Genomic DNA, 20,963 nt, shown 5'->3' with positions numbered 1-20,963 from the left:
ATTCATAAATCACAACAATAACAACAGACTGAATCGAATGAGTAAACTTGATACTTTTATCCAACATGCTGTAAACGCTGTTCCTGTCAGTGGCACATCTTTGATCTCCTCTCTGTATGGTGATTCGCTTTCCCATCGTGGTGGTGAAATCTGGCTGGGTAGTCTGGCTGCTTTGCTGGAAGGGCTGGGATTTGGTGAGCGTTTCGTCCGCACCGCTTTGTTTCGTCTTAATAAAGAAGGCTGGCTGGATGTTTCCCGCATCGGGCGACGCAGTTTCTATAGCCTCAGTGATAAAGGCTTGCGCCTGACGCGACGGGCAGAAAGTAAAATTTATCGCGCAGAGCAACCTGCATGGGATGGTAAATGGCTCCTGTTGCTCTCGGAAGGTTTAGATAAAGCGACGCTGGCTGATGTCAAAAAGCAGTTGATCTGGCAAGGTTTTGGCGCACTGGCACCCAGTCTGATGGCATCGCCGTCGCAAAAACTGGCCGATGTACAGACACTTTTGCATGAAGCGGGTGTGGCGGATAACGTGATTTGTTTTGAAGCGCAAATACCACTGGCGCTTTCTCGCGCAGCACTGCGTGCCAGAGTAGAAGAGTGCTGGCATTTAACTGAACAAAATGCCATGTACGAAACCTTTATTCAGTCATTCCGCCCGCTGGTGCCGCTGTTAAAAGAGGCGGCAGACGAATTAACCCCGGAGCGTGCATTTCATATTCAGCTTTTACTGATCCATTTTTATCGCCGTGTCGTCCTTAAAGACCCATTGTTGCCGGAGGAGTTGCTTCCGGCTCACTGGGCAGGGCATACGGCGCGTCAGCTGTGTATCAACATTTATCAGCGCGTAGCGCCTGCTGCTTTAGCGTTCGTTAGTGAAAAAGGTGAAACCTCGGTCGGTGAACTGCCTGCGCCGGGAAGCCTGTATTTTCAACGTTTTGGCGGTTTGAACATTGAACAGGAGGCGTTATGCCAATTTACCAGATAGACGGTCTGACTCCGGTTGTACCAGAAGAGAGTTTTGTTCATCCGACAGCGGTATTGATCGGCGATGTTATTCTCGGCAAGGGCGTGTACGTTGGGCCAAATGCCAGCCTGCGTGGCGATTTCGGTCGTATCGTGGTGAAAGATGGCGCGAACATTCAGGATAATTGCGTTATGCACGGTTTTCCCGATCAGGATACTGTCGTGGAAGAAGATGGGCATATTGGTCATAGCGCTATCCTTCACGGCTGCATTATCCGCCGCAATGCATTAGTGGGTATGAACGCGGTAGTGATGGACGGTGCGGTGATTGGCGAGAACAGCATTGTTGGCGCTTCCGCATTTGTGAAAGCCAAAGCAGAAATGCCTGCTAATTACCTGATTGTCGGCAGCCCGGCAAAAGCGATTCGTGAACTTAGTGAGCAGGAACTGGCATGGAAAAAGCAGGGCACGCATGAGTATCAGGTGCTGGTGACACGCTGTAAGCAGACGTTACATCAAGTCGAGCCATTGCGGGAAGTTGAACCTGGCAGGAAACGCCTGGTATTTGATGAGAATCTGCGACCGAAACAGTAACAGATGTAAAATTATTTTGTCCTTTTAATTATAAAGCAGAGTTATGTTTCAGCTCTGCTTTATTTATTTTAGTATTAAATCATACCGTTTTTTTCATTATATGATTATTTATAATGGTAATTTGGTTTAATTTATAATATGTATAATATACACAATTCATATATTTCATGGTCTTTTTTTATTCATCTGAATTATAACTGTGAATTATCGTAAAGTATATTTGATTAGATAATAATCCACTGGCAATATAGGATGTCTTCAATGTTTTAAATAACTAATTGGTCGGGTTAGTGCATCCGGCTTTCTTTATATTCGCCAGAAGGATTTATTATGCAAAGGAAAACTTTATTGTCGGCCTGTATTGCATTAGCTCTGAGTGGTCAGGGTTGGGCGGCAGATATCACAGAGGTAGAAACCACCACAGGTGAAAAGAAAAATACTAATGTGACTTGTCCGGCAGATCCAGGAAAACTCAGTCCGGAAGAGCTTAAACGCTTACCCTCTGAATGCACCCCTTTAGTCGAACAAAACCTGATGCCATGGCTTGCCACAGGCGCTGCTGCGTTAATCACGACCTTAGCCGTAGTGGAACTAAACGACGATGATGATCATCATCATCGCAACAATTCTCCACTCCCACCGACGCCCCCTGATGATGATTCAGACGACACTCCAGTGCCCCCAACTCCTGGCGGAGATGAGATAATACCGGACGTTCCGGATGATACGCCTACACCTCCCAAACCGATTTCGTTTAATAATGACGTTATTCTCGATAAAACAGAAAAAACGTTAACTATTCGCGATTCAGTTTTTACTTATACCGAGAATGCTGACGGGACTATTTCTCTGCAAGATAACAGTGGTCGTAAGGCAACGATTAATCTTTGGCAGATTGATGAAGCGAATAATACTGTTGCCCTTGAAGGTGTGAGCGCAGATGGCACAACAAAGTGGCGATATAATCACAACGGTGAGCTTGTTATAACGGGTGATAATGCCACAGTAAACAACAATGGCAAAACCACCGTTGACGGTAAAGACTCCACCGGCACGGAAATCAACGGTAATAACGGAAAAGTTATCCAGGACGGCGATCTGGATGTCAGCGGCGGCGGTCACGGCATTGATATCACCGGCGACAGCGCGACGGTGGATAACAAGGGCACCATGACCGTCACCGATCCGGAGTCCATCGGTATTCAGATCGACGGCGACAAGGCGGTTGTTAACAACGAAGGCGACAGCACCATCAGCAATGGTGGCACCGGCACACAGATTAACGATGATGATGCCACGGCGAATAACAACGGCAAAACCACCGTTGACGGCAAGGATTCCACCGGTACAGAAATCAACGGTAATAACGGGAAGGTTATCCAGGATGGCGATCTGGATGTCAGCGGTGGCGGTCACGGGATTGATATTACCGGCGACAGCGCAACGGTGGACAACAAGGGCACCATGACCGTCACCGATCCGGAGTCCATGGGGATCCAGATCGACGGCGACAAGGCCATCGTCAATAACGAAGGCGAGAGCACCATCACCAACGGCGGCACCGGTACGCAGATTAACGGTGATGACGCCACGGCGAACAACAACGGCAAAACTACCGTTGACGGTAAAGATTCCACCGGTACAGAAATCAACGGTAATAACGGAAAAGTGATTCAGGGCGGCGATCTGGATGTCAGCGGCGGGGGCCACGGCATTGATATCACCGGTGACAGCGCGACGGTGGATAACAAGGGCACCATGACCGTTACCGATCCGGAGTCCATCGGTATCCAGATCGACGGCGACAAGGCGGTTGTCAATAACGAAGGCGACAGTTCCATCAGCAACGGCGGCACCGGTACGCAGATTAACGGAGATGACGCCACGGCGAACAACAGCGGCAAAACCACCGTTGACGGTAAAGACTCCACCGGCACGGAAATCAACGGTAATAACGGAAAAGTTATCCAGGACGGCGATCTGGATGTCAGCGGCGGCGGTCACGGCATTGATATCACCGGTGACAGCGCAACGGTGGACAACAAGGGTACCATGACTGTCACCGATCCGGAGTCCATCGGTATTCAGATCGACGGCGACAAGGCCATCGTCAATAACGAAGGCGACAGCACCATCAGCAACGGCGGCACCGGCACACAGATTAACGGTGATGACGCCACGGCAAACAACAACGGCAAAACCACCGTTGACGGTAAAGATTCCACCGGTACGGAAATCAACGGTAATAACGGAAAAGTGATTCAGGACGGCGATCTGGATGTCAGCGGTGGCGGTCACGGGATTGATATTACCGGTGACAGCGCGACGGTGGATAACAAGGGCACCATGACCGTCACCGATCCGGAGTCCATGGGGATCCAGATCGACGGCGACAAGGCCATCGTCAATAACGAAGGCGAGAGCACCATCACCAACGGCGGCACCGGCACGCAGATTAACGGTGATGACGCCACGGCGAACAACAACGGCAAAACTACCGTTGACGGCAAGGATTCCACCGGCACGGAAATCAACGGCAATAACGGAAAAGTTATCCAGGACGGTGATCTGGATGTCAGCGGCGGCGGTCACGGCATTGATATTTCTGGCGATAATGCCGCCGTCGATAACAAAGGCAATATGACCGTCACGGACGCAGACTCGATCGGTGTACTGATCAATGGCGACAACGCGACACTTGCCAATACTGGTGATGTGGATGTCAGTAATTCAGCGACGGGATTTGCTATTACCAGCGACGAGGGGAAAATCTCCCTCGCGGGAAGTATGCAGGTCGGTGATTTTTCAACAGGGCTGACATTAACTGGCGATAATAATAGCCTGACAATGGCAATGCAGGATCTTAATGTCGTTGGTCAGAAAGCTACAGGTATTAACGTCTCCGGTGATGCCAACACAATTGATATAACTGGTAATATTCTGGTTGATAAAGATCAGAGCGCAGACAATGCGGCAGAGTATTTTTATGACGCTTCCGTGGGCGTAAATGTCAGTGGTCATAATAACAATGTGACACTGGATGGTAAATTAACGCTTGTTGCGGATGGTGAAACTACCACACGTGATGTCTCGAATTTTGATGGTAGCCAGGAAAATATTTCTGGTCTTATTGTTTCCGGTGATGGTAACAACATCAATCTGAATGGCGGGATTGCATTTGTTGGTGAAATAAATGCGCTGACCGATGGTTCAGCCATTGCTAACAAACGGACTTTCTTCGGTAATACGCCACTTATTGGTATTGATGGTGAATCGAAGGTATATCTGAATGGTGACTCAACGATCAGTGGTGATCTGCAACTAGGATATGCAAGCCTTATCCAGTTAAAAAATAAAGCAGCTATTGAGATTGGCAGTGAAGCTACTTTCAATATGCGGGATATTGAAAATTATGATCATTACTATGCACAAACACCACAGATTATAAAGGCAGAAAGTAGCTCTGAGGTCATAAATAACGGTAATGTTGATATCTGGAATATCAGTTTTGCTGGTATCTTTGGCGAAAATACCACAGGTATCAATAACGGGAATATCACACTTTCTCTGTATGATTATGCCTCAACTAATACGCCAGCACCGGAACCAGATAACACGGCCTTCTTGACCTCTAACGGCGGCAGCGCAGTAAACAAAGGGGTAATTACCTCAAAAGTAATGGAGCAACATAGCGTTGTTAATATGGCTGCACTCACGGGGTCAACGGATCAGCGCGTGTTTAATAACAGCGTAGCAAGCATGATGGGGATGGAGGCGTATAATAAAGGCTCTGTTCTCAATGCCGAAGATGCTGTCATTGATATGTATGGACGCGGTAGCATTGGCATGTTAGCCATCGATAACTCAACGGCGGATAATGCAGGCAATATTACGGTGGATACGTTATGGATTGATGACAATGACACCACCAGTTTGCATACCGATCTTCCGGGGGCAACGGCAAAAGATTATGGCGTTGGTATGGCAACCGGGACAGACACCGGGGGTGGCGCTCGTAACAACGCTATTGCGACCAACCTGGAAGGTGGTGTAATTACTGTATATAACGCAGGTGCCGGTATGGCCGCCTACGGTAACAGTAATATGGTTATTAACCAGGGAATCATTAACCTCGAGAAAAATGCAGATTACGATGCAAACCTGGGTAGTAATACGCTGGTAGGGATGGCAGTGTATAAAGGTGCTACGGCAATAAACGACCAAACTGGTGTAATCAATATTAATGTTGATACGGGCCAGGCGTTTTATAATGATGGTACAGGCATTATCCTCAACTATGGTGAGATTAATCTCAACGGAGCGGAAATTGATAGCACCGACTCTCATTATGGTGCTCCTGCAGAGAATCTGGAACTGTTATCTGAATTGAGTGCCAGTGGAGAGAACATTACAAAAACAGTTATCCGAGATGGCTTTGTTACCATTAAACCGCTGGCTAATTATGGTACAGAAATACTGAACGGCGATGTCGATGCCAACCTATGGTTATATAACGAGGATAAGGCCAGCCTGACAGTTAATGGTGATTTGAATATTGTCCAGGGGCTGGAAAACAGCGGGAGCATGGATGCCGACAAGCTTACTGCCAATGCCAGTGTTTACAATCGCGCCTCGGGCAGTATGACAACCGAACTGTTAATGTTAAAAGGCGGGTCTGCCTTCTTCAATGAGGGAAGCTTTAGCGGAGTAATTAGCGGTGATAGTTATAAACAAAACGTTGTAAATACGGGGGAGATGACAACTGTCACAGATGGTAGTGCCTTAATTAACGGCAGTTTCGTACTTTATAATGAAGCCGGTTCAACGCTTACAAATAGCGGCAATGCTATTGCGGGAGGGGAAAATGCCATCGTTAATATCACACGCACCAGTGATTCTCTTTCACAGGTTAACCGCGGAAAAATTACCGCCACAAACGGTTACAGTGCGATTAAAACTGCCAGCACAGCCTCTAACAGCAACGGCAAATGGATTTGGAATACAGAAACCGGTGTAATTAATGGTATCAATCCAGATGCTCCACTGATTGATTTAGGTCGCGGGTATAATTTTGCTAACGCCGGAACAATTAATGTTCAGGGTGATGGTTCAGTTGCTATTAGCGGAGGCACCACCAGCTATACTGTTCAGTTAGTGAACAGCGGCACAATTAACGTGGGTACTGAACAGGGCAAAGCAGATGGAAGCAACGGTGAAGGTCTGATTGGCATCAAAGGAAATGGTTCTGCAACAACGATTAATAATACTAAAGACGGTGTCATTAACGTTTATGCAGATAATTCATGGGCGTTTGGTGGTTCCACTAAAGCGATTGTGAATAATGGGATAATCAACCTGTTGTGTAATATTGGTTGCGAGATTTATGCGCCAAATACCACAGGGACGAGAAACAGTCAGGATGGAACTGCGGATATAATCGTACCGGTCGCTTCTGCGACGCCTGGGCAAGGTAATGTTCCTGCGGCACCAGTCAATGCTGTAAGTCAGCAAAAACTTACCAATTACACTATTGGTACTAATAGCGACGGAAGTTCCGGCACCTTGAAAGCCAATAACCTTGTTATCAGTGACAACGTCAAGGTAAATACTGGCTTTAGTGCAGGAACTGCTGATACTACCGTGGTGATTGATGATGTTTTCAAAGGTGAAAATATCAGCGGCGCGGAGAATATCACTTCCTCTTCAGTTGTCTGGAACGCTAAAGGCAGTACCGATGCCAGCGGCAACGTTGACGTCACTATGAGCAAAAACGCTTATACCGATGTGGCGACCGATGCTTCGGTGAATGACGTCGCGAAAGCACTGGATGCGGGTTACACCAACAACGAGCTGTATACCAGCCTGAACGTCGGCACGACTGCCGAACTGAACAGCGCCCTGAAACAGGTCAGCGGTAGCCAGGCGACCACGGTATTCCGCGAAGCGCGTGTGCTCAGCAACCGCTTTAGCATGCTGGCAGATGCCGCACCGAAAGTGGGTAACGGTCTGGCGTTCAACGTGGTGGCGAAAGGCGATCCGCGCGCGGAGCTGGGGAACAATACCGAGTACGACATGCTGGCACTGCGTAAAACCATTGACCTGAGTGAAAGTCAGACCATGAGTCTGGAGTACGGTATCGCTCGTCTCGATGGCGACGGTGCGCAGAAAGCTGGCGATAATGGTGTTACAGGCGGTTACAGCCAGTTCTTTGGCCTGAAACATCAGATGTCCTTCGACAATGGCATGAACTGGAACAACGCATTGCGTTATGACGTTCACAACCTTGACAGCAGCCGTTCGATTGCATTTAGCAACACGAACAAAACTGCTGATACCGACGTGAAACAGCAGTACCTGGAGTTCCGCAGCGAAGGAGCGAAGACTTTCGAACCGAGCGAAGGGCTGAAGGTCACACCATATGCGGGTGTGAAACTGCGTCACACACTGGAAGGTGGCTATCAGGAGCGCAATGCCGGAGACTTTAACCTGAATATGAACAGTGGTAGCGAAACGGCGGTGGACAGCATCGTCGGGCTGAAACTGGACTATGCAGGTAAAGACGGCTGGAGCGCTAGCGCTACGCTGGAAGGCGGGCCGAACTTGAGCTACGCGAAGAGCCAGCGCACAGCAAGCCTGGCAGGTGCAGGCAGTCAGCACTTTAACATCGATGACGGTCAGAAGGGCGGCGGCATCAACAGCCTGGCAAGTGTCGGCGTGAAGTACAGCAGCAAAGAAAGTTCGCTGAATCTGGATGCGTACAACTGGAAAGAGGAAGGCATCAGCGACAAAGGCGTGATGCTGAACTTCAAGAAAACGTTCTAATTTTTAGCACGTGATACACAAACCGCAATGCTGATACAGGTTGCGGTTTTTTATTGCCGGATGCGATGCTTTAGGCGTTTTGTTTTGGTGTCTTCAAGGACAATAGAGCAACTCATCCAGTAATCTTGTTTACGCCTTCGCATTATTTATCTCTTTTCGTTTCTATACTGATTTTTCTTAATCCGTTTTATTACAGGGCAGGGTGCGATGAGCAGCAACACATTTACTCTCGGTACAAAATCCGTTAACCGTCTTGGTTATGGCGCGATGCAACTGGCAGGCCCTGGGGTTTTTGGCCCCCCAAGAGATCGCCACGTTGCTATAACCGTGCTGCGCGAGGCGCTGGCATTGGGCGTCAATCATATTGATACCAGCGACTTTTATGGTCCGCACGTCACCAATCAGATTATCCGCGAAGCGCTACATCCTTACTCTGACGACCTGACAATTGTCACTAAAATTGGTGCACGACGTGGTGAGGATGCTTCCTGGTTGCCCGCATTTTCTCCGGCAGAGCTGCAAAAAGCGGTACACGATAATCTACGTAATCTCGGCCTGGACGTACTGGATGTGGTTAACCTGCGCGTCATGATGGGGGATGGTCATGGCCCGGCGGAAGGATCGATTGAAGCCAGCCTGACCGTGCTGGCAGAGATGCAACAACAAGGCCTGGTAAAACATATTGGCCTGAGCAACGTCACACCGACGCAGGTCGCAGAGGCGCGTAAGATTACCGAAATCGTCTGTGTGCAGAACGAATACAACATTGCTCATCGTGCTGATGACGCAATGATTGATGATTTGGCCCGCGTTGGCATTGCTTACGTGCCGTTCTTCCCGCTTGGGGGCTTTACGCCGCTGCAATCCTCCACACTTTCGGATGTAGCAGCGAGCCTGGGCGCAACACCAATGCAGGTGGCGCTGGCGTGGCTGTTACAACGTTCACCGAATATTTTGCTGATCCCAGGGACATCTTCTGTTGCGCATTTACGGGAGAATATGGCTGCTGAAAAATTGCATCTTTCTGAGGAAGTGTTGTCTACGTTGGATGGTATTTCGCGAGAATAACGAGTCAGGCGCTCGCAGATTGTGCTTAAGGAAGAGCACAAAGCGATAGAAAACAGGTAAGCGGATTGAGATGTGGACTGAATATCTACAGTCCACATCAAGATCGTGTCCGGTTATTCAGCAACAATACTGTCGATAGCTGCTTTCGCGTCAGACTGCGCTTTCGCTGCCATTTCAGGACCGTATGCGATCCCTTCGGCGAAGACAAATTTCACATCAGTAATGCCGATAAAGCCGAGGAACGTGGACAGATACGGCGTCACCAGGTCCGTTGGTCCATCTTTGTGGATCCCGCCGCGGCTGGTAATAACGATGGCTTTTTTACCCGTTACCAGACCTTCCGGACCATTCTCGGTATAGCGGAAAGTAACGCCTGCGCGTGCAACCAGGTCAAAATAGTTTTTCAACTGAGTCGAGATGTTGAAGTTATACATCGGTGCCGCAATAACGATAACGTCGTGGGCTTTCAGCTCGGCAATCAGCTCATCGGAAAGTGCCAGAGCTTCCTGCTGACGCGGAGTCAGCGGTGCATCGCTCGGACGCAGCGCACCAACCAGTTCGCCATCCAGCACCGGAATCGGATTTGCAGCCAGGTCGCGAACGGTGATTTCATCAGCGGAGTGCTTTTCGCGCCATTGTTCAACAAAATAATCGGACAACTGATTAGACTGAGAGTACCCTGCCAGGATGCTGGATTTAAGAACTAATACCTTGCTCATGGTGTTTCCTTATAGATGTTTGAATGGGCGATGCCCCGTTGCTTGCTGACACTTTATTCACAATCCTGCCACAGAGATAGCGCAATAAATCGAAGCCTATGTTCGAATTTATTGAACAACGCATAGAAAGCCGCGATGTGGTACTCTATATCTATCATTTAAAAGAAAATTAATCAGGCAGACTACTGCCCACTAACGTTATGACAGAACAACAAAAATTGACCTTTACTGCCTTGCAGCAGCGGCTGGATTCGCTGATGCTGCGCGACAGACAGCGTTTTTTACGCCGTCTGCACGGTGTGAAGAAGGTTAAAAATCCTGATGCACAACAGGCCATTTTCCAGGAGATGGCGAAAGAGATTGACCAGGCGGCAGGGAAAGTCCTGCTGCGTGAAGCGGCACGACCGGAAATCACTTATCCCGACAATTTGCCAGTTAGTCAGAAAAAGAAGGACATTCTCGAAGCGATTCGTGATCACCAGGTGGTGATCGTCGCCGGGGAAACCGGTTCCGGTAAGACGACTCAGCTACCGAAAATCTGTATGGAACTGGGGCGCGGGATTAAAGGGCTGATCGGCCATACCCAGCCGCGTCGCCTGGCGGCACGAACGGTGGCGAACCGTATTGCGGAAGAGCTGAAAACGGAGCCGGGCGGTTGCATCGGTTACAAAGTGCGTTTCAGCGATCACGTAAGTGATAACACGATGGTCAAGCTGATGACCGACGGTATCCTGCTGGCGGAGATCCAGCAAGACCGCCTGCTGATGCAGTACGACACTATCATTATTGACGAAGCGCACGAACGCAGCCTGAATATCGATTTTCTGCTCGGCTATTTGAAAGAGTTGCTACCGCGGCGTCCTGACCTAAAAATCATTATCACTTCCGCGACTATCGACCCGGAACGCTTTTCGCGCCACTTTAATAATGCGCCGATTATCGAAGTCTCCGGTCGGACCTATCCGGTGGAAGTGCGCTATCGCCCGATTGTTGAAGAAGCCGATGACACCGAGCGCGATCAGTTGCAGGCGATTTTTGACGCCGTAGACGAACTGAGCCAGGAAAGTCCCGGCGACATTCTGATCTTTATGAGCGGTGAGCGGGAAATTCGCGATACCGCCGATGCGCTGAACAAGCTGAACTTACGCCATACCGAAATCTTGCCGCTTTATGCGCGGCTTTCGAACAGCGAACAGAACCGCGTGTTCCAGTCGCACAGTGGACGGCGCATTGTGCTGGCGACCAACGTCGCGGAAACGTCGCTGACCGTACCGGGGATTAAATACGTTATCGACCCAGGTACGGCGCGTATCAGCCGCTACAGCTATCGCACCAAAGTGCAGCGTTTGCCGATTGAGCCCATTTCGCAGGCGTCTGCCAACCAGCGTAAAGGCCGCTGTGGTCGTGTGTCCGAAGGGATCTGTATTCGTCTCTATTCCGAAGACGATTTCCTCTCGCGCCCGGAGTTTACCGATCCGGAGATTCTGCGTACCAACCTGGCCTCGGTTATTTTACAGATGACCGCGCTGGGGTTGGGCGATATCGCCGCGTTCCCATTTGTCGAAGCACCGGATAAACGTAATATCCAGGATGGCGTGCGTCTGCTCGAAGAGCTGGGCGCGATCACCACTGATGAACAGGCCAGCGCCTATAAACTGACGCCGCTCGGTCGCCAGCTTTCGCAATTGCCTGTCGATCCTCGTCTGGCGCGTATGGTGCTGGAAGCGCAAAAACATGGCTGCGTGCGTGAGGCGATGATTATCACGTCCGCGCTCTCCATCCAGGATCCGCGCGAACGACCGATGGACAAACAGCAGGCATCGGACGAAAAACATCGTCGCTTCCACGACAAAGAATCCGACTTCCTCGCGTTTGTAAATCTGTGGAATTATCTTGGCGAGCAGCAAAAGGCGCTTTCTTCCAACGCTTTCCGTCGCCTGTGTCGTACCGATTATCTCAACTATCTGCGCGTGCGCGAATGGCAGGATATCTACACCCAGTTGCGCCAGGTGGTAAAAGAACTTGGCATTCCGGTTAACAGCGAACCGGCGGAGTATCGCGAAATTCACATCGCCTTACTGACCGGTTTGCTTTCCCATATCGGCATGAAAGATGCCGATAAACAAGAATATACCGGCGCACGTAACGCGCGTTTCTCCATTTTCCCCGGTTCCGGCTTATTTAAAAAGCCGCCGAAATGGGTAATGGTGGCGGAACTGGTAGAAACCAGCCGCCTGTGGGGGCGCATTGCGGCACGCATCGATCCAGAATGGGTGGAGCCAGTTGCTCAGCATTTGATTAAACGCACCTACAGCGAACCGCACTGGGAACGGGCGCAGGGCGCGGTGATGGCAACGGAAAAAGTCACTGTTTATGGCTTGCCGATTGTTGCCGCGCGCAAGGTCAACTACAGCCAGATCGATCCGGCGTTATGTCGTGAACTCTTTATTCGCCACGCGCTGGTGGAAGGTGACTGGCAGACGCGTCACGCATTCTTCCGTGAAAACCTGAAACTACGGGCCGAAGTGGAAGAACTGGAACACAAAACACGTCGCCGCGATATTCTGGTGGATGACGAAACGCTGTTTGAGTTTTACGACCAGCGCATCAGCCACGATGTGATCTCCGCACGTCACTTCGACAGCTGGTGGAAAAAAGTCAGCCGCGAAACGCCTGATTTGCTCAACTTTGAAAAGAGCATGTTGATCAAAGAAGGGGCGGAAAAGATCAGCAAGCTGGATTACCCGAACTTCTGGCATCAGGGCAATCTCAAGCTGCGTTTGAGTTATCAGTTTGAGCCAGGGGCGGATGCGGACGGCGTGACGGTACATATCCCGCTGCCGTTACTTAACCAGGTGGAGGAGAGCGGATTTGAGTGGCAGATCCCCGGTCTGCGCCGCGAACTGGTGATTGCTCTGATTAAATCGTTGCCGAAACCGGTACGGCGTAATTTTGTGCCCGCGCCAAACTACGCCGAAGCTTTTTTAGGCCGCGTCACACCGCTGGAATTGCCGTTGCTCGACAGCCTTGAACGAGAGCTACGGCGGATGACTGGCGTCACCGTTGACCGCGAAGACTGGCACTGGGATCAGGTGCCCGATCACCTGAAAATCACCTTCCGTGTGGTGGATGACAAAAACAAGAAGCTAAAAGAAGGGCGCTCTCTACAAGATCTGAAAGATGCGCTGAAAGGCAAAGTGCAGGAAACGCTGTCTGCGGTGGCGGATGACGGTATCGAGCAGAGCGGCTTACATATCTGGAGTTTTGGTCAGCTGCCGGAAAGCTACGAACAGAAGCGTGGCAACTATAAAGTGAAGGCGTGGCCAGCGCTAGTGGATGAACGCGACAGCGTGGCGATCAAACTGTTTGATAATCCGCTGGAACAAAAGCAGGCAATGTGGAACGGTCTTCGCCGTCTACTGCTGCTGAATATTCCCTCGCCAATCAAATATTTGCATGAGAAGTTGCCAAACAAAGCCAAGCTGGGGCTGTACTTTAACCCGTATGGCAAAGTGCTGGAGCTGATCGACGACTGTATCTCCTGCGGTGTGGATCAACTGATCGACGCCAATGGTGGCCCGGTCTGGACGGAAGAAGGTTTTGCTGCGCTGCATGAAAAAGTCCGCGCTGAACTGAACGACACGGTGGTGGATATTGCGAAGCAGGTCGAGCAAATCCTTACTGCGGTGTTCAATATCAATAAACGTCTGAAAGGGCGGGTGGATATGACCATGGCGCTGGGGCTTTCTGACATTAAAGCGCAGATGGGCGGGTTGGTATATCGCGGTTTTGTCACTAGTAACGGCTTCAAACGGTTGGGCGACACGCTGCGTTATTTGCAGGCGATTGAAAAACGGCTGGAAAAACTGGCGGTTGACCCACATCGCGACCGTGCTCAGATGCTGAAAGTCGAAAATGTCCAGCAGGCGTGGCAGCAATGGATCAACAAACTGCCGCCCGCACGTCGTGAGGATGAAGACGTGAAAGAGATCCGTTGGATGATAGAAGAGTTGCGCGTTAGTTACTTCGCTCAACAACTTGGTACGCCTTATCCGATTTCAGATAAGCGTATTTTGCAGGCGATGGAGCAGATTAGCGGTTAACACTGCTATTTGCCTGATAAATCTAAAACCCGGTAAGCATTTAGCGCCGGGTTTTTTCTTTATGAATTCTGAAAAATAGCAAGGGCGGTACTATTTTACATAAGTTACATTCATACTCTGCCCATGGTAAACAGGACGTATTGCAATGAGTAAGCATGATATTTTAATGAGATCGTATTATGAGCGAATAATAGAGCTTGATTGCGTCGGTCAGGCTTTAATCTCTTTCTATGAAAAACTTCCAGAGGAAATTTTATCAGAAAGTAATGGATTGGATTAATAGTATGAAAAATTTAGACAATATTATCTGGCATGATGGTGTTTTAGTAGAAACCAGAATGGAATGTCACCACACCGAGTATAATTTTATATTGACGGCAGAACTTTATGTTGATGAATTTACAGCCGGAAGGGAACGAAAAAGGTTCGAGTTTACGGGAGTGGAACATTTATCGCAGGTTATGGATATTGCTGAACTTATAGATAACCAAAATGCAGGTAATATTAAAGATGCGGTAATTGTTTATAAGGCAAAGAAGTATGAAATTTCACTTCATTTGTTTGGCGGTTTTTTAAATTTTATATTTAAAACCATGCGAGTTGTTGACAATGAATTTGAGTAATACCAAATGCGACAAATTGTCTTTTTATGAAGAAAAAATCCGCTGGCGAATGCGTCGGCAAATCTCGAATGCAGAGGCAATATTTTACGAGAATCAGGAAGAACACATTCAGCGCTTTTTAGGCAGATATACCTGCCGCAAACCGGTTCTTGTTTATTGGGAAAGTGAACAAAGATGGACATCTGTAAACGGTCTGGAAGTAATGAGTATGTTTGATGAGTATTGTCATCACATCTACCTTGATGATATCAATAAAAAAATACAAGCTGAATTACCTGAAGATAAAACATTAGGTTTCAAACGTCAATTGCAATTTTTCATTTTAGGGGATGAGAAGATTAGAATATGGGTGCCACAGGGGGAATTATATTTCGCATTAATGAATGTATTGCAGATGTTCCCCCTGAAAAAAATGGTTGATGACTGGACAAGGTAATTTCAAATCACAGTAATGTCCATCGATTATACATGGTACGTAAACAGACTCGCACCGTTTTTGCAGAAGGTTAATGTGTCGTCTATCGAGAGCAGTCTCATATATGAAGGGGTATTAACATGGATGAATGTTTTATAAATATCACTCCGACTTCATTGTCTTTTAAAAATGCCGAACTATCAGATTTAAGCTATAAAAATGCCAGGCTTGAACTTACCCTCATATGTCCGGCGATCAAGTCAGAAGTTAAGTTATCATTTGACTGGATACATTCATTTCGTGTTACTGACGAAGGTGATTTGTTAGGAATGTCAGGAATTCACGGTATTAACCAAACGGGGATCTATAGAGTAGTGAATTCCGCCTACTTTGCATGGTTTACTATGCAAAGTTGTGAAATTTATAAAAATAATGTGATCGAGCATTATGTCATTGCCACGTCAAATGATGTTATTGATGTTTTATCAACAGTTTCTCCGCAAATACAGTATGACTAAAACCAGTGTCTGGTTCGCGATGGCGAGGTAGAAAAAGCATCATCTTCCTTTCAGAGTGCTCCGCTTCTCATTATTATCTCACGCAGTATTCTTAAGGGAACGATAAGGAGGAACCATGAACATTACCCCGTTTCCGACGCTTTCGACGGCAACTATAGATGCCATAAATGTTATCGGACAGTGGCTGGCGCAGGATGATTTCTCCGGTGAGATGCCGTATCAGGCCGATTGCGTGATCCTTGCAGGCAATGCGGTTATGCCGACTATCGATGCGGCATGTAAGATTGCCCGCGATCAGCAAATTCCTCTACTGATTAGTGGTGGTATCGGTCACTCGACAACTTTTTTGTATAGCGCTATCGCACAGCATCCGCACTACAACACTATCCGCACCACTGGCAGAGCAGAAGCCACCATCCTGGCGGATATCGCTCATCAGTTCTGGCATATTCCGCATGAAAAAATCTGGATTGAAGACCAGTCAACAAACTGCGGTGAAAACGCACGCTTTAGCATCGCGCTATTGAATCAGGCCGTAGAACGAGTTCATACGGCTATCGTTGTTCAGGACCCCACCATGCAGCGGCGCACGATGGCGACGTTCCGCCGTATGACCGGGGACAATCCAGATGCACCTCGCTGGTTAAGTTATCCCGGATTCGTTCCTCAGCTAGGAAACAACGCAGACAGTGTAATCTTTGTTAATCCGTTGCAAGGATTATGGCCGGTTGAGCGTTATCTCTCACTACTCACTGGCGAGCTGCCGCGTTTACGCGATGATAGCGATGGCTACGGTCCCCGCGGGCGAGATTTTATCGTTCACGTTGATTTTCCGGCAGAAGTCATCCATGCATGGCAAACGCTGAAACACGATGCGGTGCTCATCGAGGCGATGGAAAGTCGCTCGTTACGTTAAAAATTGCCCGTTTGTGAACCACTTGTTTGCAAACGGGCATAACTCCTGCCTTTTATTTCTGCCTCTTATTCCTTTTACACTTGTTTTTATGAAGCCCTTCACAGAATTGTCCTTTCATGATGCCGTCTCTCTGATGATTGATGTTAATTAACAATGTATTTACCAAAAACAAACATATAAATCACAGGAGCCGCTCATGTCAGTACCCGTTCAACATCCTATGTATATTGATGGACAGTTTGTTACCTGGCGTGGAGACGCATGGATTGATGTGGTAAACCCTGCTACAGAGGCTGTCATTTCCCGCATTCCCGATGGTCAGGCCGAGGATGCCCGTAAGGCAATCGATGCAGCAGAACGTGCACAACCAGAATGGGAAGCGTTGCCTGCTATTGAACGCGCCAGTTGGTTGCGCAAAATCTCCGTCGGGATCCGCGAACGCGCCAGTGAAATCAGTGCGCTGATTGTTGAAGAAGGGGGCAAGATCCAGCAGCTGGCTGAAGTCGAAGTGGCTTTTACTGCGGACTATATCGATTACATGGCGGAGTGGGCACGGCGTTACGAGGGCGAGATTATTCAAAGCGATCGTCCAGGAGAAAATATTCTTCTGTTTAAACGTGCGCTTGGTGTGACTACCGGCATTCTGCCGTGGAACTTCCCGTTCTTCCTCATTGCCCGCAAAATGGCTCCCGCTCTTTTGACTGGTAATACCATTGTCATTAAACCCAGTGAATTTACGCCAAACAATGCGATTGCATTCGCCAAAATCGTCGATGAAATAGGCCTTCCGCGCGGCGTGTTTAACCTTGTTCTGGGGCGTGGTGAAACCGTTGGGCAAGAACTGGCGGGTAACCCAAAGGTCGCAATGGTCAGTATGACAGGCAGCGTCTCTGCAGGTGAAAAGATCATGGCGACTGCGGCGAAAAACATCACCAAAGTGTGCCTGGAATTGGGGGGTAAAGCACCAGCTATCGTAATGGACGATGCCGATCTTGAACTGGCAGTCAAAGCCATCGTTGATTCACGCGTCATTAATAGTGGGCAAGTGTGTAACTGTGCAGAACGTGTTTATGTACAGAAAGGCATTTATGATCAGTTCGTCAATCGGCTGGGTGAAGCGTTGCAGGCGGTTCAATTTGGTAACCCCGCAGAACGCAACGACATTGCGATGGGGCCGTTGATTAACGCCGCGGCGCTGGAAAGGGTCGAGCAAAAAGTGGCGCGCGCAGTAGAAGAAGGGGCGAGAGTGGCGTTGGGTGGCAAAGCGGTAGAGGGGAAAGGATATTATTATCCGCCGACATTGCTGCTGGATGTTCGCCAGGAAATGTCGATTATGCATGAGGAAACCTTTGGCCCGGTTCTGCCAGTGGTCGCATTTGACACGCTGGAAGATGCTATCGCAATGGCGAATGACAGTGATTACGGCCTGACCTCATCAATCTATACCCAAAATCTGAACGTCGCGATGAAAGCCATTAAAGGGCTGAAGTTTGGTGAAACTTACATCAACCGTGAAAACTTCGAAGCTATGCAAGGCTTCCACGCCGGATGGCGTAAATCCGGTATTGGCGGCGCAGATGGTAAACATGGCCTGCATGAATATCTGCAGACCCAGGTGGTTTATTTACAGTCTTAATGAGTGAAAGAGGCGGAGGTTTTTTCCTCCGCCTGTGCGCGTCAGAGTTTAGCGAATTTTTCGAGGGTGCGAATAAGCTGCGTGACGAAGCCATATTCGTTATCGTACCAGGCGACCGTTTTCACCAGTTGTAAATCGCCCACGGCGGTAATTTCGGTTTGCGTGGCATCAAACACCGAACCGAAATGGCTGCCAATGATATCGGAAGAGACTATTTCTTCATCGGTATAACCAAATGACTCGTTATTGGTGGTTGCTTGTTTAAGTGCGTTATTCACCTCTTCGGCAGTCACTTTTTTTCCGAGAATCGATACCAGTTCAGTGACGGAACCTGTTTTCACCGGCACGCGTTGCGCATGACCTTTCAGTTTGCCGCTCAGTTCTGGGATCACCAGACCAATGGCTTTTGCCGCCCCCGTAGTGTGGGGAATGATATTTTCTGCCGCTGCGCGTGAAGCACGTAAATCTTTACCACGCGGGCCATCCACCAGTGACTGAGTGCCGGTATAGGCATGAATGGTCGTCATCGTGCCGACTTCTATTCCGAAACTGTCGTGCAAGGCTTTGGCCATCGGCGCAAGGCAGTTAGTGGTGCATGACGCCACGGAAACAATGGTGTCGTTGCCATCCAGAGTGTCGTCATTGACGTTATAAACGATAGTTTTCATTTCACCGGCAGGGGCGGAAATCAACACCTTCTTCGCACCAGCATCAAGATGCGCCTGCGATTTCTCGGCGGAGGTATAAAAGCCAGTACATTCGACAATAATTTCTGCCCCTTTCGCTTTCCACGGAATATTTTTAGCCTCTTTTTCGGCGTAAACCGCGATACTTTTCCCATCAACGATAAGTGAATCTTCCGTAAAATCAACGCTCCAGGGGAACGGTCCATAGTTTGAATCATGTTTCAGCAGGTAGGCGAGAATTTTTGGGGAAGTGAGATCATTAATAGCGACAATGTCTATGTTGCTTTTGACTTCAAGTAATCGACGCAACACCAGTCGACCGATACGACCAAAACCGTTAATACCAACTTTACTCATGGTCTTCTCCTGTCAGGAACGTTCGGATGAAAATTGATCCTTTCCAGGCTTAGACCAGGATGGCGGGATGGGCAATCTACATTCTTGCCGTGAAACGTAACGTACTGAAAACGGGTGAACAATATTTAATGAAATTTTAAGAAAAGCCCGTTATGTTAACGGAAAATTATGTTAAAGTAGGAAATGTTATGGAAAATAAATACTCAAGGTTACAAATCAGCATTCACTGGCTGGTCTTTTTGCTGGTTATTGCAGCGTATTGCGCAATGGAGTTTCGGGGGTTCTTCCCACGTAGCGATCGGCCACTCATCAACATGATTCATGTTTCCTGTGGCATATCAATTCTCGTGCTGATGGTCGTTCGTCTTTTGTTAAGGCTGAAATACCCAACCCCGCCGATTATACCTAAGCCAAAACCGATGATGACGGGACTGGCGCATTTGGGACATTTGGTGATTTATCTCCTGTTTATTGCGCTGCCAGTGATTGGTTTGGTGATGATGTATAACCGAGGCAACCCGTGGTTTGCGTTTGGTTTGACGATGCCTTATGCATCAGAGGCCAATTTCGAACGGGTTGATAGCTTAAAGTCGTGGCATGAAATGCTGGCGAATCTGGGATATTTTGTCATCGGGTTGCACGCTGCGGCTGCACTGGCACACCACTATTTCTGGAAGGACAACACACTTCTACGCATGATGCCGCGTAAACGTTCCTGAAGGATATTTAAAGAAAACGCCTGTACTAAAACCGACCCGTGGTACAGGCGAAGAATACGGGTCTACATCGGAAGCGCCTATTATATTTATTTGTATGACAAATAAAACCATAATCCTTATCCATACGTCCATCTGGCTTATCTTTAATCAATTCGCCCGATCTTTGATCTCATCAACGGTATCAAAATAAACCAGCGTATAACGTTCAAATCGAACATAAGATTCGATAAACCATGGAGGTTATATGAAAAAACTGGCACTTATCTTGTTTATGGGAACGCTTGTTTCCTTTTATGCCGATGCCGGGCGCAAACCCTGTTCTGGTTCGAAAGGGGGGATCTCACACTGTACGGCAGGCGGCAAATTTGTCTGTAATGATGGTTCTATTAGTGCATCGAAAAAAACATGCACTAACTGAAGTGTAAAAGGGGTGCCATGAGAAAATGAATCTGCTAGTCAGATGCGCGGGGAAAATCCCCGCGCTTGCCCTTACCTGGACGTGCAGGCCATGAGCGCAGCAACCTCCTTATCACCGTCCCGGAACCGCAGTTCGTAGAGCGTTTGTCGGGTCAGGAGTGTGAATGTCAGAATCGTAATGCAGATAATGAGCAGACACACCACCAGAGGGTTGCGCTTCATAGCCTTTCTCCTTGCCTGATGGCGGGTAAGAGGCTAACATCTGAATTGCTTGGTTCATTCGTTGGCCTCGGTTTGTACTGACCCCAAAAAGTTGGACAGTTAAACACGAGGCATATAGGTCTGATTCCGATATTCAATTGGAGTCAGACCTTTTAATTTCAGGCTAATTCTTCTGCTGTTGT

The 20,963-nt window shown here is 48.5% G+C and carries 17 protein-coding genes and 1 pseudogene; 14 read left to right on the top strand and 4 right to left on the bottom strand.

Annotated features, from left to right (window positions below):
- The first annotated feature begins 37 nt into the window (after window positions 1-37).
- The 4 genes from paaX to pdxI all read left to right on the top strand — a co-directional run bounded on the left by paaX (window position 38) and on the right by pdxI (window position 9,450).
- A complete protein-coding gene (paaX, locus tag ACJHYD_RS14315) occupies window positions 38-988 on the top strand; it encodes a phenylacetic acid degradation operon negative regulatory protein PaaX (RefSeq protein WP_001551078.1) in 951 nt (316 codons plus the stop codon).
- Window positions 970-1,560: a phenylacetic acid degradation protein PaaY gene (gene paaY / locus ACJHYD_RS14310; protein ID WP_001551079.1), complete on the top strand. Its 591-nt coding sequence runs from the start codon at window positions 970-972 to the stop codon at window positions 1,558-1,560. Before paaX ends, paaY begins: the two co-directional genes overlap by 19 nt.
- A 330-nt stretch (window positions 1,561-1,890) precedes the next feature.
- Window positions 1,891-8,382, top strand: coding sequence for an autotransporter domain-containing protein (locus tag ACJHYD_RS14305; protein WP_019842676.1), 6,492 nt, complete (start codon window positions 1,891-1,893; stop codon window positions 8,380-8,382).
- 207 nt (window positions 8,383-8,589) lie between these two features.
- Window positions 8,590-9,450, top strand: coding sequence for a pyridoxine 4-dehydrogenase (gene pdxI / locus ACJHYD_RS14300; RefSeq protein ID WP_001563833.1), 861 nt, complete (start codon window positions 8,590-8,592; stop codon window positions 9,448-9,450).
- Window positions 9,451-9,563: 113 nt separating this feature from the next.
- Here the strand turns inward: pdxI and azoR are convergent, their stop codons facing one another.
- Window positions 9,564-10,169, bottom strand: coding sequence for an FMN-dependent NADH-azoreductase (azoR, locus tag ACJHYD_RS14295; protein WP_000048949.1), 606 nt, complete (start codon window positions 10,167-10,169; stop codon window positions 9,564-9,566).
- Between the two features lie 200 nt (window positions 10,170-10,369).
- Between azoR and hrpA the strand changes: the two genes are divergently transcribed.
- The 7 genes and pseudogenes from hrpA to aldA all read left to right on the top strand — a co-directional run bounded on the left by hrpA (window position 10,370) and on the right by aldA (window position 18,380).
- A complete protein-coding gene (gene hrpA / locus ACJHYD_RS14290) occupies window positions 10,370-14,272 on the top strand; it encodes an ATP-dependent RNA helicase HrpA (protein WP_001551082.1) in 3,903 nt (1,300 codons plus the stop codon).
- 145 nt (window positions 14,273-14,417) lie between these two features.
- Window positions 14,418-14,522: pseudogene (locus tag ACJHYD_RS14285) on the top strand (hypothetical protein); the annotation flags it as partial.
- Window positions 14,523-14,556: 34 nt separating this feature from the next.
- On the top strand, window positions 14,557-14,895 hold the full coding sequence (locus ACJHYD_RS14280; RefSeq protein ID WP_001523214.1) for a hypothetical protein: 339 nt from the start codon (window positions 14,557-14,559) through the stop codon (window positions 14,893-14,895).
- Window positions 14,882-15,331 carry a hypothetical protein gene (locus ACJHYD_RS14275; RefSeq protein WP_001314706.1) on the top strand — a complete coding sequence of 150 codons (450 nt, stop codon included), beginning with the start codon at window positions 14,882-14,884 and terminating at the stop codon, window positions 15,329-15,331. Before ACJHYD_RS14280 ends, ACJHYD_RS14275 begins: the two co-directional genes overlap by 14 nt.
- Window positions 15,332-15,450: 119 nt before the next feature.
- Window positions 15,451-15,828, top strand: a complete 378-nt coding sequence (locus ACJHYD_RS14270) for a hypothetical protein (protein ID WP_000343026.1) — start codon at window positions 15,451-15,453, stop codon at window positions 15,826-15,828.
- Window positions 15,829-15,943: 115 nt separating this feature from the next.
- On the top strand, window positions 15,944-16,744 hold the full coding sequence (ydcF, locus tag ACJHYD_RS14265; protein WP_001027956.1) for a DUF218 domain-containing protein YdcF: 801 nt from the start codon (window positions 15,944-15,946) through the stop codon (window positions 16,742-16,744).
- A 196-nt stretch (window positions 16,745-16,940) separates the two neighbouring features.
- A complete protein-coding gene (gene aldA / locus ACJHYD_RS14260; RefSeq protein WP_000115969.1) occupies window positions 16,941-18,380 on the top strand; it encodes an aldehyde dehydrogenase in 1,440 nt (479 codons plus the stop codon).
- A gap of 41 nt (window positions 18,381-18,421) precedes the next feature.
- Here aldA and gap read toward each other — a convergent pair whose 3' ends face one another.
- Window positions 18,422-19,423 (bottom strand): type I glyceraldehyde-3-phosphate dehydrogenase, encoded by a 1,002-nt coding sequence (gene gap, locus ACJHYD_RS14255; protein WP_000048646.1) that lies wholly within the window; start codon window positions 19,421-19,423, stop codon window positions 18,422-18,424.
- A 188-nt stretch (window positions 19,424-19,611) separates the two neighbouring features.
- Here gap and cybB point away from each other — a divergent pair, with 188 nt between their 5' ends.
- From cybB to yncP, 3 genes are all read left to right on the top strand, one after another.
- On the top strand, window positions 19,612-20,142 hold the full coding sequence (cybB, locus tag ACJHYD_RS14250; RefSeq protein WP_001306523.1) for a cytochrome b561: 531 nt from the start codon (window positions 19,612-19,614) through the stop codon (window positions 20,140-20,142).
- Window positions 20,143-20,386: 244 nt separating this feature from the next.
- Window positions 20,387-20,560: a periplasmic protein gene (locus tag ACJHYD_RS14245; protein WP_000731833.1), complete on the top strand. Its 174-nt coding sequence runs from the start codon at window positions 20,387-20,389 to the stop codon at window positions 20,558-20,560.
- Window positions 20,561-20,585: 25 nt separating this feature from the next.
- Window positions 20,586-20,654 (top strand): hypothetical protein, encoded by a 69-nt coding sequence (gene yncP, locus ACJHYD_RS14240; RefSeq protein ID WP_212591405.1) that lies wholly within the window; start codon window positions 20,586-20,588, stop codon window positions 20,652-20,654.
- On the opposite strand, the gene hokB is transcribed toward yncP, so the two are convergent.
- Both hokB and ACJHYD_RS14230 read right to left on the bottom strand, forming a co-directional pair.
- Entirely contained in the window at window positions 20,632-20,781 is a 150-nt protein-coding gene (hokB, locus tag ACJHYD_RS14235) for a type I toxin-antitoxin system toxin HokB (protein ID WP_001309484.1), read from the bottom strand. The genes yncP and hokB overlap by 23 nt on opposite strands.
- A gap of 99 nt (window positions 20,782-20,880) precedes the next feature.
- A partial coding sequence (locus tag ACJHYD_RS14230) for an IS3 family transposase (RefSeq protein WP_131728219.1) occupies window positions 20,881-20,963 on the bottom strand: 83 nt, incomplete at its 5' end.

Origin of the sequence: Escherichia sp. WS1368 (assembly GCF_046487485.1) — a bacterium.
Lineage (GTDB): Bacteria > Pseudomonadota > Gammaproteobacteria > Enterobacterales > Enterobacteriaceae > Escherichia > Escherichia coli.
This window is presented reverse-complemented; position numbering and strand designations above follow the sequence as displayed.